Genomic DNA, 15358 nt, shown 5'->3' with positions numbered 1-15358 from the left:
AGTGCGACAGCCATGTACTGCCTGCAGAGATATGATCCGCAGAGGCCCAATACGTTTGCTCTAAACCGGAATGTTGTTCGAGGTTGCGGCGAGTCACCGGATCGAGGGATGCAGGAAGGTGGCCGCCGCGATTGAGGCAAGTCTATGTGGAGACGCGGAGACAGACACTGGCACAAAGGCTCCTGTCACGAGAGTGCCGGTGGAACTCGACGATTTAGCCGATGATTTCGATGTCGATTAATTCCGAGGTCAGCGGATAGCCAATGTGCGTGGAGGGATCGAGTCCGCCGCCTTTGCGCAGGACCAGGCGGTGCGTCTGCACGTAGATCTGGTAGCGGCCTGGTTCGCGCGGCAGCGTGATCGAATGCCATTCGGCATTTTGATTGAAGTACGGCACACGCAGCGGATCGGTATCGAGCGTGACGAAGCGCCACTTGTTCGACGCAGTTCGCACGGTGGAATACGGTTGTCTTATGGTCGCCGAACCATTGGAGATGAACGCAAGGTTCGCGGCGTCAGCATCGTTGCCATCTTCGAGGACTTCAAGCTGCCACATCCGCGGTGACTTTGCGGTGTAGAACTCTCTGAAGCGCAGCGTGTCGCCAGGATGAAACTGCCTCTGACCGTTCGCGATTTGCAGCGTTAACTCCACGCCCCAGGGATTGTCCTTCAGCGCAGCGCCGTGTTCGCGCTCAAATTCCGTCTTCGAAAAGGCGCCCATTACGAGCAGCACGCATCCCACGAGCAGGAACGGAACAGCCGCTCCCAGAGCGACTTTGCGACGAGCGTTCACGTTGTGAGCCTCCACTCGTAATAGACACCGCGCACCGTGAAGGAGTGCCCAAGTTTCCGCCACGAACTGTGCGCTTCGGGGGACGAATGGGCTTGCGTAAACCACCGTGGCGTTTATGATTCCGCGGCGCACCCATAGCGCGATCACGAAAGGACCTACTCATGAAGCGGTTGCTTTCTCTTGTCGTACTTGTACTCGCCGCCGTGCCAGTCTTTGCCCAGGATGCCCCACAGAAACCCAAGCCGGTAACCATGAAAGACCTGTTGCTGCAGGAACTGCACGAAACCCACAACCAGAAGAACTGGTTCGTCTCCGTGAAGGACGCGACTGCCGGCCTCACTGCCGAACAATCGACGTTCGTTCAAGGCAAGGGCAATCACAGCCCCGGCCAGCTTCTCTACCACATGACGTTCTGGAACTCGCAGGCGCTCATTCAGTTGAAGGGCGAAAAGCCCCCGAAGTTCGACGGCAACAATGACGAGACCTTCACTAAGTACGACCCGAAGAACTGGGACGCCACCCTGAAGCAGTTCGACGACGATATGACCGCGATCGAGAAGATCGTGGAAGGCGCCGACGATGCCAAGCTCGCGAAGATCGCATCGACCCTATCGCGCATCGCCGAACACAACGCCTACCACACGGGCGAGATCGTCGCGATGCGCAAGCTGCAAGGCTCGTGGAACCCGGACCAGGGCGTGAAGTAAGCTGTTGGGATGTCGCGTGAATATCCTGAGCGTCCGCTATTGGGCGTTGGTGGCGTGGTGATCCGTGAAGGCCGCGCGTTGATTGTGCGCCGCGCCACCGAACCGCTTAAAGGCGAGTGGTCCATCCCCGGCGGTCTCGTTGAACTCGGCGAGAAGCTCGTCGATGCGGTCGCGCGAGAAGTCCTCGAAGAGACTGGCTTGGTTGTCGAGCCCGGCGAGGTACTGGAGTTGTTCGACAGCATCTGGCGCGACGCCGACGGTCGCTGCCAGTATCACTACGTGCTGGTGGATTATCTCTGTCGCGTGACGGGCGGCGAGCTGGAAGCCGCAACCGATGTGAGCGACGCCCGCTGGATTAGGCCGCAGGAGATTGACGATTTCGGTCTGCGTCCCGCCACGCAGGGAGTGCTGCGCAAAGGCTTCGAAAGATTCCCCAACCAACCTTCGTGAGTCCTTCGTTCCCTTCGTGTTTCAAGATTTTGCTTCAACGAGAAAAAGGCCCGCCACACTGCGTAGCAGCGGCGAGCCTTTTCCGGTGTACTGTTGGGATTGGCTAGAGGCGGTCACGCTTTGCGCGGCCTCAGCAAAACCCATGGGGTTTGCGAGCACTTCGGGCGCGACGCCCTAAGCCTCAGCCACCTCACCAATCTTCAGGTTCGAAGATCTACCACAACTGTCAGACAAGGTCATCGGACCACCTCCTTCCCGGTGTGAGCCACACATTATCAAGAAGGTGAGTACCTTGCAACTTCAGGGCAAAACCTACGGATTTCCGGCCTTCCAGCGATACATATCGTCTTGCGACAAGCCCAAATGCTGGAGCACGCGGCAGACAAACTGGCTGGCCATCTGGTCGGGAGATTGCGGCTGGTCGTAAAAGGCAGGGATGACCGGGAAGATGGTCGCACCGGCATCGGCAGCAAGGCCCATGTTGCGAATGTGGATTTTATTCAGCGGCGTTTCACGGACGCAGAGCACCAGCTTGCGCTGTTCTTTCAGGCACACGTCCGCTGCTCGTTCGATGAGCTGGTCGGCAATTCCGTTGGCAATCTTCGCCAAAGTTCCCATGCTGCACGGGATAACCAACATGGCGTCGGTCGGGTACGATCCGCTGGCGACATTGGCGCCGATGTCGTCATTATTGAGCTGCTGGATTTTCGTCGAAGACGAGCCAAGTAGCTGCTGGACCAGGCCGTTGCGACCGCTGAGGCCGAGCTCTTCGGCGATCACGCGCAGGCCGCTGTCGGAGGCGATAAAGTTCACGCGCTCAACGCGCTGGTCCGCTTCCACGCGGCGCAGGGTCTCGCGAAGAAAAATCGAACCGCTGGCCCCGGTCGTAGCAATTGTCAGGATCAAGGTTGCTGCTGCCCCCGTGGACGCATCCTATTCTGCGGCAGTATCGCGCACGCTCATGGCGACAACATCCACCCTCAGGCTCCGGCGCAACGCCGCGCAAATGCATGCTCTCGCGGAGGTCGAGCGGACCATCCGCGCCACCGACCCGCACAGCCGGCGGAAATACCTGCGGGAGTTCACCGAAGCCTTCCAATCCTACCACTCGGTTATCACCGCGGGACAAGTCCGCGAGCAGCTTGCCGCCAGCGATATCGTGCTCGTCGGCGACTACCACGCCCTCGCCAGTTCGCAGCTTTATTGCGAAAAAGTCATTACCCAACTTGCCTCGGAAGGCCCGGTCCTACTCGGGTTGGAGATGATCTTCGCCCGCGACCAGCACCTGCTCGATGAATGGACCTCACGCGAAATTGATGGCGCTGAGCTGCGCGAACGCCTCCGCTTCGACACCGACTGGGGCTACGACTGGTTTCCCATGTATCGGCTGCTGGAAACTGCCCGCGCCAACTGCGTTCGGATCTATGGCCTCGATTGCTGTCCGCGTAACGATCTCCGCAAGATCGCACGGCGAGACATCCACGCCGCGCACCGCCTGCGCCGGATTCGCAAGGAGCAGCCAAACGCGAAGATCGTGGTGCTCTTCGGCGAGTCGCACCTGGCGCCCATGCACCTGCCGATGGAAATTCGCAGCGTGCTGCCGGACGAGAAGGTCACGACCGTCCTGCAAAACGTGGACGCACTCTATTGGAAAGCCGGCGGCGAACGTCGCGACCGCGTGGAAGCCGTTTGCGTGCGCGAGGATGTGATCTGCGTCTTCAACGCCACGCCGCTGGAGAAGTACGAGAGCTACCGCATGTACCTGGAGCGCTGGGCGCGCGAGCCGCGGGCTTCGCTGGACATGGCACCGACCGTGCTGAACCTCGCCGACGCGCTGCTCCAGTTCCTGAACATTGATAAGTACACCGCGACCGCCGGCAACACGGGCATGAGCCTGGTGGATGTCTTTCCCGAGGTCTGCTACCGGCCCACCGACGAAGGCATCATTAAGCTCGCGCTCCGCAAACATGCCGAGGCCGAGTTGCCGATGATCCTGCGCAAGCTGCACGAGCAGGGCTGCTGCTACGTGCCACGCTTGAACTCGTTTTTCATGCGGCACTTCGAAATGCTGCACATGACCGAGGAGATCGCGCACTTCGTGCATCGCGCGTGCCGTGCGGCGATCGGCAAGGTGCCAGTGAGTATCATCGAGCGCAAAGCTGAAGACAATTTTTACGCGCAGGTACTCGAGTGCGCGCTGCGCATCTTCGGTTCGCGCGTGCTGTATCCGTCGCGACCGGTGCTGCATGAGGAGCATTTGTATGCCTTGTACGCCTCGACCGATCCGCGCTCTGACTTCCCTCAGGAAGAGCTGGAAGGCCTCTTGGACTTCCTGGTAATGCACAAGGATTTCGAAACGCATCGCGGCAAGTACTTCCGCCGGCCGGTCCTCCTGGAGCATGGGATCGCTGCCACCGGCAGGAGGTTCACGTATCTCACGCGACAACTGGGCGAGCTGCTGGGCCACCAGCTTTATGAAGCCTATCTCTCCGGACAAATCAGCAAGCGCGCGCTGCGAACGCTGTTCTTCTGCGATCTGAGCGCCCCGGGAGCAGCGGAGGCCACGTATTTCGGCATCGCCAAGCGTTGCGCCACACGCCCGATGAAACTGGTTTCCTGATACCCTGAACTCCGGAAATCATGAACGCAGAAGCAATCAAAAAGCTCTTCCAGCAAGTGAAATCGGGCGATCTCACGACCGACGATGCCGTGCAGCAGTTGCGCCATCTCCCTTTTGAAGACCTCGGCTTCGCCAATGTAGATCATCATCGCGCGGTGCGCGTGGGCATGGCGGAGGTCATCTTTGGCCCCGGCAAGCGTCCGGACCACATGGCAAAGATCTTCGCTTCGCTGGCGAAGCGCGGCAACAATGTTCTCGCTACGCGTGCGACGGAAGAGCAATTTCGCGCCGTGAAGAAGAAGTTCAAGAAAGCCGAATACAACGAACTCGCACGCGCGGTCTTCCTGCGCCAGGACAACAAGATTTATGGCAAAGGAACAATTGTCGTTGTCTCAGCGGGAACCAGCGACATCCCGGTTGCGGAAGAAGCGGTCGTCACTGCCGAACTGATGGGCAACGAAGTGCAGCATGTTTTCGACGTCGGCGTCGCAGGCATTCACCGCCTGCTGGCCCGCCGCGAGGTGCTGATGGGCGCGCGGGTGCTCATCGTGTGCGCCGGCATGGAAGGCGCGTTGCCAAGTGTTGTCGGTGGATTGACTTCGGTTCCGGTAATTGCCGTGCCCACCAGCGTAGGTTACGGCGCGGCGTTCGGCGGACTGGCCGCGCTGCTGGGCATGCTGAATTCGTGCGCGTCGAATGTGACCGTCGTGAATATTGATAACGGTTTCGGTGCAGGCTATGTCGCCTCGATGATCAACCGCCTCTAGTTACGGCATGAAGAAATCGCGCGGGCGGAAGTCCACAATCTTCCAGCCTTTTTTGCCGCGCTCGAGTTCGAAACGGATCTGCTGATCACGACGCAACTGTGGGGCGCTGCCCGTGCGCGGGACGGCTTCCATCTGCATCTCGACGACGGCGATTCCCTTCCCGCCTTCCACGCTGTTCTGAATGATGCGGTAGTGAATGCGGAAGGCGTCGTACTTATTGAAAAATTGCTCGATCTGGTCTTCGAACTGGAGATAGCCATCCATCTGGTTATCGTCGAAGACCGATAGGACAAGGCGCTCCATGTGGCCTTCCAGGCCGTCCTTCAGGTCGCGCATCACGTTGTCGGTCACGCGATCGGAGAACTCCTCGGCATTGATCGCGTCGTCCTGGCCCTTCTTCTTTTTGTCCTTCTTCTTGTCTTTGGGCTGGTCGGGTGGCGGCGTTTGGGATTGCGTCTGGGTTTGCTGCGACGACGAACTCTGCTGGGTATCGGTTTGCGCAAAGGCCGCGCCGGCGACGAACAGCAAGGTCAGGATGAAGGCGAACTTTCGCATGGTCACTCCCCAGGCAGTTTAGCCCGTCAGACGTTGGTTGGTTGGAACGAAAGCGGCGCGAGTTTGTGCCCGCGCCGCTGAATTTTACTGCACCGAGTAGGCTACGTCGAAGTACACGAAAGCGTCGGACTTCTTCGCTGCGCCGCCGGATACATCGCCGGTCGTTGCCGCGCCGCTTCCCTTGCCCACCGGTACCTTCACGCCACGGTTGAAGACCTTATCTGACTTGATCGAGAGCTGCTTCGGATTGCGGATCTTCTGCACCGTGAACAGCCCCACGCTCTTGCCGGACAACTGCACCGCGTACGTGTGGCCTGCGACGATCGCCACCTCCGAACCGAACGATGCATTCGACGCATCCGTCCTGCCCACACCGAGGTCGGCAATGCCGTTGCGGCCGCTGAGAACATACTTCCCGGCAGCGAGGTCGGAAATCGTGATCTCCGCATCCGCTGAGCCACAGCCGCCAGCTCCGCCCGCGAAGCGCAAGCCCGCGCATCCGCCGTCAGAGACTTCGAAGTGTGCGATCTTCGACGAAGAACCGGTCGGCGAAATCACGACACCCGGACCAGTCCCCGGCAGGACGAGATGCGACAACATTGCAGTCTTGTTTACCGTGCTTGCCTGCGGCACCGTGTGCTGCGGATCCACCACGAGTTGCGCCGTGGTGTTCCCCGAAGCCTTGTTTGCCGGCACAGGCTGCTTACCGAGGTTCCAGTGCAACGCCCCCAGTGACGACGCCCCGGCCTTCAGGTCAAAGGTATCGCTACTGACTGTGACGCCGTTGACTACGAGAGCCAGCGGTACCTGCTTTGCGTCCACCGCGCCTGTGTTATTCAGGCGGAAGCGAACGTCGAGGGTATCGCCGCTCTTCGGTAGCGACGGCGAGAAAGTTACGTCTTTCGCTGAGAGCTGGACGTCTGGCAACAGCGCCAGGGTCTTCTTCGCCGCGCTGGCCTTCGATGCGTAGTCACCCGCGTGGCTCTTGCCGTAGAAGCCGGTAATCAACGTCGGAGCGGAGGCATAAGCGACAGGCTTGGCAGTTCCGCCTCCACGCACCGTCCCGGTCGGTGACGTCGCCGGGCAGTAGCCGCCCGTAGACGTGAGGTCGAACGTAACCGGGATGTACTTAGGCTGCACGCCGACCTGGCCCTGGCTGTTGAACAGCTCGATGCCGAAGTAGTACGTGAGTCCAGTTGTGTTCGTGCCGCCCGAACTATTCGTTACCTTGAAGTTGATCGTGCCACTCGGCGAGACCGTCGCAGTCCCCGGTGTAATCACCGAACTCGGCAGCGGATTGAGGTTTTGGTCGAACCACTCATAGAGCACCTGCGGCGCATTGAAGCCACCGGTCGGAGCCCACGTGAGCGGGACCGTAAGGCTGGTGCCCGGCGGAACCGCGACGCAACTCGGGAAGGTGACGTTGATGTCGCCGACGTTGAACGCAACGTTGAACTGCTGCGTTCCGATCGGGTCGCTGTTGCTCTTCACCGCGCCCGCGCGCTTCGCGGCTGACGTTGGCTGCGCACCGGTTACGCTGGCGACGATGTTGCCGGAACCGGTTGTCAGCACGCCGTTCGCCGGATTGATGTTGGCCGTGAACTGGTACGTGGTCGCCGTGCCATACGTCATCACCGCCCCGAGGCCGTTGGACCCGTAGGACGTCGCTGATGCATCCGGCGTGAAGGTCAATACGAACTGGCACGTCGTCGTTCCACTAGGCGTACACGAAGCCCCGTTGTTGCCGGTGATGGCCTCGGACTCGGCGACGTAACCGTTGATCTGAATCGTCGTGGGAGGCGTTCCCGTCGACGGCGAAATGTTGTTGGCCGGCGAGGTTAAGCTCACCGCACCCGCAGCGCCGCCGCCCGCCCACTGGATGTGCACTGTCGCACTGCGAGTCACATTCCCATACGTAGCCGACACCTGGCCATAGTAGAAGTCGCTCGTGGCGGCAGTGTTTCTGAGCGTTTCATTCACGTTTCCGCTTATGGCGCCCGAAGTTTGGGCAATACTCTGCGTGATGTTGGGATCGATGGCCGTACTGCTCACGTTCGGCGCGCCGTTGCGGAATACCGAGCCGCCATATGACGGGATGCGCAATTGGAAGGGCGATTGTCCGAAGTAACCGGCGCCCGGCGTAAAGATGATTTGCAGCGGCGAGGCGTCGCTTCCGCCGCTACGAATGAGGAAGATTCCCCAGTCTGAACTGTCCAGCGGCGCGCTGGTAAACACCGGATTTGCCTTGTTTGGCGGGTCCTGCACCACGCTCGCAGACAACGTTGAAGTTGCCGCAAGTGCTGCGTCAGGCGCCGTGAGGTTGACCGTTATAGTCGTGCTCGCGCCCGGACCCAATGCAGGAACGGTCCCGGTCGCGTTTGGAACCCCGGTACTCGCTACCGCGGTGTTGTTGAAGAACGCCTGCAGTGTCTCGCCCCCCAGCGACGCGGCCGAACCGTTGTTGGTCACTGTGAAGTCGAAGGCGATGGTTTCACCCGCGAGCCACGGCTGCTTGGAGTCGATGGAAATCGCGGTGTTATGCACCGCCACCGAACTCACCGCCAGATTCGAAGTCCCGACTGTGGTAACCCACAGCGAATACGTGGGCGTATCCTGCGGGATCGTCGCGGGGATCGCGGCCTGGATGTCGAAGTTACGCGGCGGAGCAATGGTGGTCGTCGCCGGGTCAGCCACGATCACGCCGAAGTTGTCCCCTGCCGAAACGACAGTGGTTCCCGAGTGGAATGTAATCGCAGTCCCGATCGGATTAACCAGCGTCAACGGTGCCCCAGACGTTCCAGCGTTGTTGAAATTGCCACGAATCTGGAATTCGACCGTCGCGCCGCTCGAATTATTGAGCGGAATGGTCAACGGCTGCGCGGAGCTATTTGAGAACAGCGTGGTGCTGACGATCGCCGCCGTGTAGTAATCCACCGGTTGCGAGTACGTCCGCTTCACGCCATGGTTCGTGCCCGTGAAGACCAAAGTACCGTTTGGCGATGAAGTGCTGGCACTCACCGCAATGTTCGCTTGCTGGTCGGTACCCGGCGACACGTTGACCGTGCCCGGCAATGTAACGCCGGTGACGCTCGAAGTCACTGCCACTGGAATCGCGAATGCCGTCGTGCCGCCAGCTTCCGTGAGTTGGTAATAAACAAAGCTCGTCTTGCTCAACGGCATGTTCTGCGTTGGATAAGTGGGATTCGAGGCCGGAGCCACAACTGCGAAGTCCACTACGTCCCACGACATCGCAAGTGTATTGTCGCCCGAGTTTAATTCGGTTGCTCCGGTCGGAGTCACCGTGACCGTGCCCGGATATCCCGTAGCTGCGGCATCGCTCACCGTGCCGACCGAGAACGTCAAGGTCGCAGTGGCGCCTTTCAAGGGTGCCGCGACCGCGGTGCTGGTTCCGCCCAGGTTGCAGATTGGGCTTGCGGAGCAAACGATATTTACCGTAACCGTCGCGCCCGCCGGCGGGTCGGCATCTCCAATGTTCTTCACTACCACTTGCATTTGAGCAGCTTCGCCCACCTGCAGTGCCTGCGCGCCCTCATAGTTCGGACCCGCACCGTGACCTACGAACGTCGCCGATTGAATAACGAAGTTCGACAGTCCACCGACGGTGTAGGCCACCGGCAGCGTGACCGTATTGCCAGGCACCGCTTCGAAGGCATTGGTCACGCCACTATCCGTGGCGGTGAGATTAATGCTCGCCGCGCCGAGGGTTGAAGTCGCATCGGCAGAAAGCGTCCAGGCATTGATCGTCGCCGGAACCGCACCCACGTTGATGGATGCCGGACCCGCGATCGTGATGCCGGTTGGAGGTGCCGGCGTGCTGACGGCGATCGTCGGCAGGCCGCCATTGAGCGTCCCGGCCAACACTACGCCCGTGCCCGTCTGCGTCAAGTTGATCGCTGAGGTCAGCGAGAAGTTGATTTCGCCGTGCACAGTGAATGGCAATGCTGCGCTGGCAGCGTGCGTCACTCCTGCGCTACTGCCACTGAAGGTCGCGCTGTAGTTCCCTGCCGCAGCCGTCACCGTGCCGGTCATGCCGCCACTCTTATTCACCGTGATGCCCGTAGGCACTCCGGTCGGAGTCACGGCAAACGATGGGAAGAGTCCGATGTACGTCGTCGGCGCAACCACATACGCCTGGCCATTCAGCGTGCGTCCCGTCACTGCGAGCATAGTCGTAGCGCTCGTGGTGAGGGTGAAGTCGAGAACGCGGAACGACGTCGTGGTGATCACGTTGTCGGTCGTATTGGTTTCTGTCAGGCCGGTGCCATCAATGATGTTCACTTGGCCGGTCACGTTGCTGACGTCCTGCGGCGCCGTGCCAAGTTGCGGGACGGTGATCGGCAGCGCATACGTGTGCGAAGTCGTCGCCGGAATCGCAACGATGTTCGTGCCCGTCAGCGTTCCAATGTTGCTGAAGGTCGCCATGCCCGCCTGCAAGCTGTAGCTCGCGGCCGGTGCGTCATCTGGGCCATCGTTCGTAACCGTGACGGAGAGCGTCGCGCTGCTGCCCATCTGCAACGCGGCTGGCGGCGTCAGCGTTCCGCTGAAGTGCAGGTTGAGATTTGTGTTCACCGTAACTCCAAAGGTCCTGGTGTTGTCGGCGACAAGGCCTGATGGCTCGTTCGGATCTTCACTCGCGGTACAAGTGATGGTGTCCGAACCAGCCAGGTTCTTCGGCATGGTGAAGCTCGGTGAGGTCATCGTGGTGCCGCCTGGCGCCAGCGAGACCAACGCCGTGGTCGAAAGTGTCAGCGGTACCGTACCGCTGAAACCCGGCCCGGTGATTCCGCAAGACAGTGTGTCGCCCGTGCCAGAGGCAAGATTGCCATTGTTTTGGACCGAGATGGTCAGCACATAAGCATTGCCGGAGCTCAGTGAGCCGCCTCCGTAAACGCTCAGCCCCGTCATCTTGAGATCAACGTAGCTCGACAGAACCGTGAAGCTTACCGTCAGCGAGTCGTTGGCCGCATTCAGATCGAGCGGCACCGCCGGACTGATCGCGGCCGTAAAGTTGTTCGCGCCGGTAAGGGTCGGGATCGTCACCGTGATCGGCACCGTGATTGAAGTCCCGGCAGCGATGGACGGAATATTCGCCGATCCAAGCGCCGGACCAGACGGACCGCTCAACAACAGGTTGCCCGTCGTCGCCGACGACGCGACTGCGCCGTTGTTTTTCAACGTGACGGTGAACGTGCTCGGCTGGTTTTCCGTGATGACCGAACCGTTCGTCAGCGAAACAACCTGGATGTCCACGGCGGTCGCCAGCGTGAGGCTCGTGGTTAATGTATCGTTTGCCGAGTCAGTATCCAGCGGAACCGCCGGGCTGATCGTTGCCGTGAAGCTCGTCGCGCCGGTCGCAACCGGCAGTGTGACCGCGATTGGAATCGTGGTCGAAGCTCCCGGTCCAATTGCGGGGATGCTTGCCGTTCCCAGCGAACCCGACGGCCCGCTCAGTTTGAGGTTGCCGGTCGTCGCCGCCGACGTGCCTGCACCAAGGTTCTTCAGCGTCACGCTGAGCGTTGCCGGCTGGCCTTCGACAAGGCCAGAACCGGTGATGCTCACAACTTGAATATCAACCGCCGGCTGAATGGTGAGGCTCTGGGTCAACGTATCGTTAGCCGGGTTTCCATCGTTCGGAACCGCCGGACTGATCTTCGCCGTGAAGTTCGTCGCGCCTGACAACGCAGGCACCGTGATCGCCAGCGATACAACGGTCGAACTACCCGCCGCGATGGACGGGATGTCGCCGGTTGCTAGCGCCGGGCCCGAGGGACCCGTCAGGATCAAGTTCCCTGTCGTAGCCGTGGACGCAGATCCGCCAAGGTTCTTCAGTGTGACATTGATCGTCCCCGCTTGGCTTTCCACCAGCGAGGAAGAACTCGAGATCGCCGCCACCTGGATGTCCACGCCCGCGCCGACTGGCAATGAGACCGTCAGCGTGTCGTTCGCCGAGTCAGTGTCGCCCGGGATCGGTGTAACGATTTGTGCCGTGAACTTCGTTGTGCCGCTGATGTTCGGCAGCGTGGTGGTCACCGGCACGGTCACGCTCGCGCCTGGACCGATGGATGGAATGTCGGACGTGCCGAGCAGGATCGCGGCGCCACTGGTATCGCTCACCGTCAAATCCGACGCAACTGCAGCCGAAGTCGCGCCACCCAGGTTCTTCAACACTACGTTGAACGTCGCCGGCGACGTGCCCACCAGTCCGCCGGTAGGCGTAATGCTCACGACCTGGATATCCACACCGGTCGTTACCGGGATCGAAACCGCAAGCGTGTCGTTGGCCGCGTTCGTATCAAAAGTAATCGGTGTCGCGATGTGCGCCGTGAATGTCGTGCTGCCGCTGATGTTGGGCAGAGCCACCGAAATCGCCACTGTGGCCGTTGCTCCCGGCGCGATGTTCGGGATATCGCCCGCACCCAGCGCAACCGGAGTACCTGTGCCTTCCGTCAGGGCCAGATCGCCGTCGTTCCCCACCGAGGTCGCCGCGCCGAGGTTCTTCAGTTGCACGTTGAACGTCGCGTTCGATGTGCCAACCAGCGAGCCCGTTGGCGTAACGCTCAGAATCGCAATATCAACCGCGGTCGCAACCGGTAGCGCGGAAGTGATCGTCTTGTCGCCGGTGTCAATGTCGCCCGTCACTGGCGGAGTAATCGTCGCAGTGAAATTCTGCGAACCGGAAACGTTCGGCAGCGCCGGCGTGTGAATGTCCACGTTCACTGCACCACCCGCCGGAATCGCAGGAATATCGGCCTTCACGCTGCCCGAGAACAACGGGCTAGTGAGCACCAGGTTCCCGGTCGTCGCCGGCGATGCCTGTTTGCCAAGGTTGCTCACGGTCACGCGCACTTCTCCCGCAACCGTTCCAACCAGCGGCGAAACTGCCGCGATCTTCGTCGGCGACATATCCACTGCGCCGACTTCCACCTGCAACTTCGTCAGATTGCTGGAGTCGCAACGCTGCACCGGAATCGTACAGTTCGGGTTCACACGTACACCGATGGTGAGGACCGCTCCGCCCGGTACCGACGACGGAATCGTCAGGACCTGGTTGATGTCCGCCGACGTACCCGCTTTCAGCGGAGGCGGCAGTGTCGAGTTCTGGAGATCGAGTTGCGTGCCTTTGTCGTCGAGCAAGAAGAACTGCACTGCCACGGGCAGCGTGACATCGGCTTTGCCGGTATTGCTCACCGTTGCCGTGAAACTCACCGGCCCGAGAGGAACCGTGGGCACCGCGCTCGCGGCGGCGCGGCGAACCGTTCCGCTCGTCGGCGAGATTGCGACGTTCACATTCAACACCGTGAGCTGCGCCGTCGGCGCATCGGTCAACACCGGTCCCGGCGGAATGCCCTGCACCGTTCCGTTGTCGCCGTTGAGTTCGGTGATGTACCAGCCTTTACCCGGCGTGCGCAGGAACTTTACGTTGATCTCTTCGCCTGTCGTTTTTTGAATGTTCTTCGGCGACTGCGGGAAGCTGTAATTCTCCTGCCACTCCGCGCGAACGCTCGCCTCGTTACAGTTGACCGCAATATCATCCACGATGAGGTGGATGTTCATGCTGGTCAGGCTCTGCATCGTGCGACGAATGTTCTCGGACAACTGCGAGTAGCCCGGGAAGTTCACCGGGTCGAAGTACTCCATGAAAATGTCGGGTAGCAGCGCGTCATACGCTTGCGCCATGCCCTGGAGACGCGTGAGCGGATCGTCGTACGCCGGTTTGATGATGCCCAGCGTGCTCTCATAAGCCTTGTCGCCGTTGGTGAAACGCACCACGTAGCTTGCGGGCTTCAGATCGCAGGTATCCACCGTGAACGAGGGAGTGGCACTCACATAGCCGGGCAGCGCATTGCAACCCGGGGCTCCAGCAGGAATTGCCTTGCCTGCGCTGGTTGATTTGTATGCCCCATCGCAGACCTCCCATTTGTACGGACCGCCTCCAGAGGCAAGCGGACCGGCGGCGAAGGTTGCGGCGTACGCCTGCTCAACCGCCTGCGCAGGAATCGTGTTCGCCGGCGTGTTCGCGGCGATCAGCGCCATCTCTTGCTGCTCAAGCTCTGCGATCAAAGCCGCGAGTTGCGTTGCCTGGTCCTGTAACGCATCTACCAGGCTGGCGACGGCACTGTTCGCGGTCGCGTTCACATCGGAGAAAGCAGCCGACACGGACGAACGGAATTCATCATCCGGCTTGCCGCTCGCGTTGCGCGTCTTCAAGGCCGCAACGGCAGTGTTGAAGCGATTAGTGAAGTCTTTCTTAGCTGCATCGAACGCAGCATTGACCTTCGATTGCGCGTCGGCGAGGTTTGCCTGCAGATTGCTGGCGTTGTTCTGGATGTCGGCAGACGTCTTCGTCAAATCGAGAGGCGGCTTCGCATTTGTGTTCGCGGCAGTGAGCGCGCCGTTGGCCATATCGGCCGATTGCTGCAACTGCAGCTGAACTGCATTCAATGCGGCGAGTGCAGCGTGGCGCTCTTCCTCGATCGTCTCGAGGTAGTCGTTCAACATCGAATCAATGTCGTCCATCGAGCCCGGAGTTCCGAGCACGAGGAAGACGGTGGAAGCTTCGCTGCCGCCCGTCTTCTTAAAGGTAAAGATGTACGCGCCGGGCTTGGTGGTGGCGCTTACTGCGACGTGCAGGCCCACTGAATTCGCAGCCGTCGAAGGCTTCAACGTTACCGCGATGGACGAATCCGAAGAACTGACCGAGGTCACGCCATCCAGGTGGTTTCCGGTCGCCTTGGCATCCACCGCTGCGCCCGGAACCAGCGCCCACGGCCACATTCCCGTGATCACCGCAGTTTCCGTGTCGGCATACCACTTCTGATACTCCTCGGGCGTTGCGTTGCGCTTTACGGGAGCTTTGCCTGCGCCGATCGTAATCACCTTGCCCGGTTCGCAACTCGTCACGCCCGGAACTGCCGGGTCGGCGCTGCGGACGTTGACCATGCCCGCCATGCAAAGGAACTTCGATTCGCCAACCGTAGATTCCGCGCCGAACGTAGTGCCGATAACGCCGGCGACTGCCGTCGGGGTCTTCACTTCAAAGCTGCCGCCATCCTTGGTGACGGTGGTGACTTCCGCGCGCACACGGCCGTAAGTCAATTCGAGTTGGGTCTGCTGCGTTTTAGCGTCGTGCTTAATGACGTGGAGTTCGGCCTGCGAACCCAGCGAGAGGATGGATTGGTCGTTGAGCGTAATGCGGGCGCGTCCGCCTTTTTCTGTGCGCACCACGTCGTTCCAATAAACGTCGTCGCCCTTCGCGGCGTCCTTGACCACGTTCGCCTTGTTCACCACGCGGCTCACGTGCGCTACCGGCAGCAGCGCGGTCACACTTCCGGCCTTGGTGCCGGGTGTGGGCGCGTCACCGGCAATTGCGGGGACACACATTCCAGATACAGCGATGACGGAACAAACGATTCGCGACCAACGATTCATGGATGACACCCTCTGT

Annotated in this window: 8 protein-coding genes; 4 read left to right on the top strand and 4 right to left on the bottom strand. The window is 60.6% G+C overall.

Translation table 11 applies throughout. The features are described 5' to 3' along the window. Positions 1 to 214 precede the first annotated feature (214 nt). A complete protein-coding gene (locus tag ACID345_RS06960) occupies positions 215 to 793 on the bottom strand; it encodes a hypothetical protein (protein ID WP_041855517.1) in 579 nt (192 codons plus the stop codon). A 161-nt stretch (positions 794 to 954) separates the two neighbouring features. Between ACID345_RS06960 and ACID345_RS06955 the strand changes: the two genes are divergently transcribed. Together ACID345_RS06955 and ACID345_RS06950 are read left to right on the top strand one after the other, a co-directional pair. Beyond that, positions 955 to 1500 (top strand): DinB family protein, encoded by a 546-nt coding sequence (locus tag ACID345_RS06955; RefSeq protein ID WP_011522155.1) that lies wholly within the window; start codon positions 955 to 957, stop codon positions 1498 to 1500. Between the two features lie 9 nt (positions 1501 to 1509). Then, on the top strand, positions 1510 to 1950 hold the full coding sequence (locus ACID345_RS06950) for an NUDIX hydrolase (protein WP_011522154.1): 441 nt from the start codon (positions 1510 to 1512) through the stop codon (positions 1948 to 1950). Between the two features lie 312 nt (positions 1951 to 2262). Here the strand turns inward: ACID345_RS06950 and ACID345_RS06945 are convergent, their stop codons facing one another. Continuing rightward, positions 2263 to 2856 carry a UbiX family flavin prenyltransferase gene (locus tag ACID345_RS06945; RefSeq protein WP_011522153.1) on the bottom strand — a complete coding sequence of 198 codons (594 nt, stop codon included), beginning with the start codon at positions 2854 to 2856 and terminating at the stop codon, positions 2263 to 2265. Positions 2857 to 2911: 55 nt separating this feature from the next. Between ACID345_RS06945 and ACID345_RS06940 the strand changes: the two genes are divergently transcribed. Beyond that, positions 2912 to 4570 (top strand): ChaN family lipoprotein, encoded by a 1659-nt coding sequence (locus ACID345_RS06940; RefSeq protein ID WP_011522152.1) that lies wholly within the window; start codon positions 2912 to 2914, stop codon positions 4568 to 4570. A 20-nt stretch (positions 4571 to 4590) separates the two neighbouring features. Further along, on the top strand, positions 4591 to 5337 hold the full coding sequence (gene larB, locus ACID345_RS06935) for a nickel pincer cofactor biosynthesis protein LarB (RefSeq protein ID WP_011522151.1): 747 nt from the start codon (positions 4591 to 4593) through the stop codon (positions 5335 to 5337). Here the strand turns inward: larB and ACID345_RS06930 are convergent, their stop codons facing one another. After that, positions 5338 to 5892 carry a hypothetical protein gene (locus ACID345_RS06930; RefSeq protein ID WP_011522150.1) on the bottom strand — a complete coding sequence of 185 codons (555 nt, stop codon included), beginning with the start codon at positions 5890 to 5892 and terminating at the stop codon, positions 5338 to 5340. An 84-nt stretch (positions 5893 to 5976) separates the two neighbouring features. Further along, on the bottom strand, positions 5977 to 15342 hold the full coding sequence (locus ACID345_RS06925) for a CARDB domain-containing protein (protein WP_011522149.1): 9366 nt from the start codon (positions 15340 to 15342) through the stop codon (positions 5977 to 5979). Positions 15343 to 15358: the final 16 nt, after the last annotated feature.

The sequence above is a fragment of the Candidatus Koribacter versatilis Ellin345 genome (assembly GCF_000014005.1).
GTDB classification, from domain to species: Bacteria; Acidobacteriota; Terriglobia; order Terriglobales; family Acidobacteriaceae; genus Korobacter; species Korobacter versatilis_A.
Note: the sequence above shows the minus strand (reverse complement) of the source record. Positions and strands in the feature narration are given on the sequence as shown.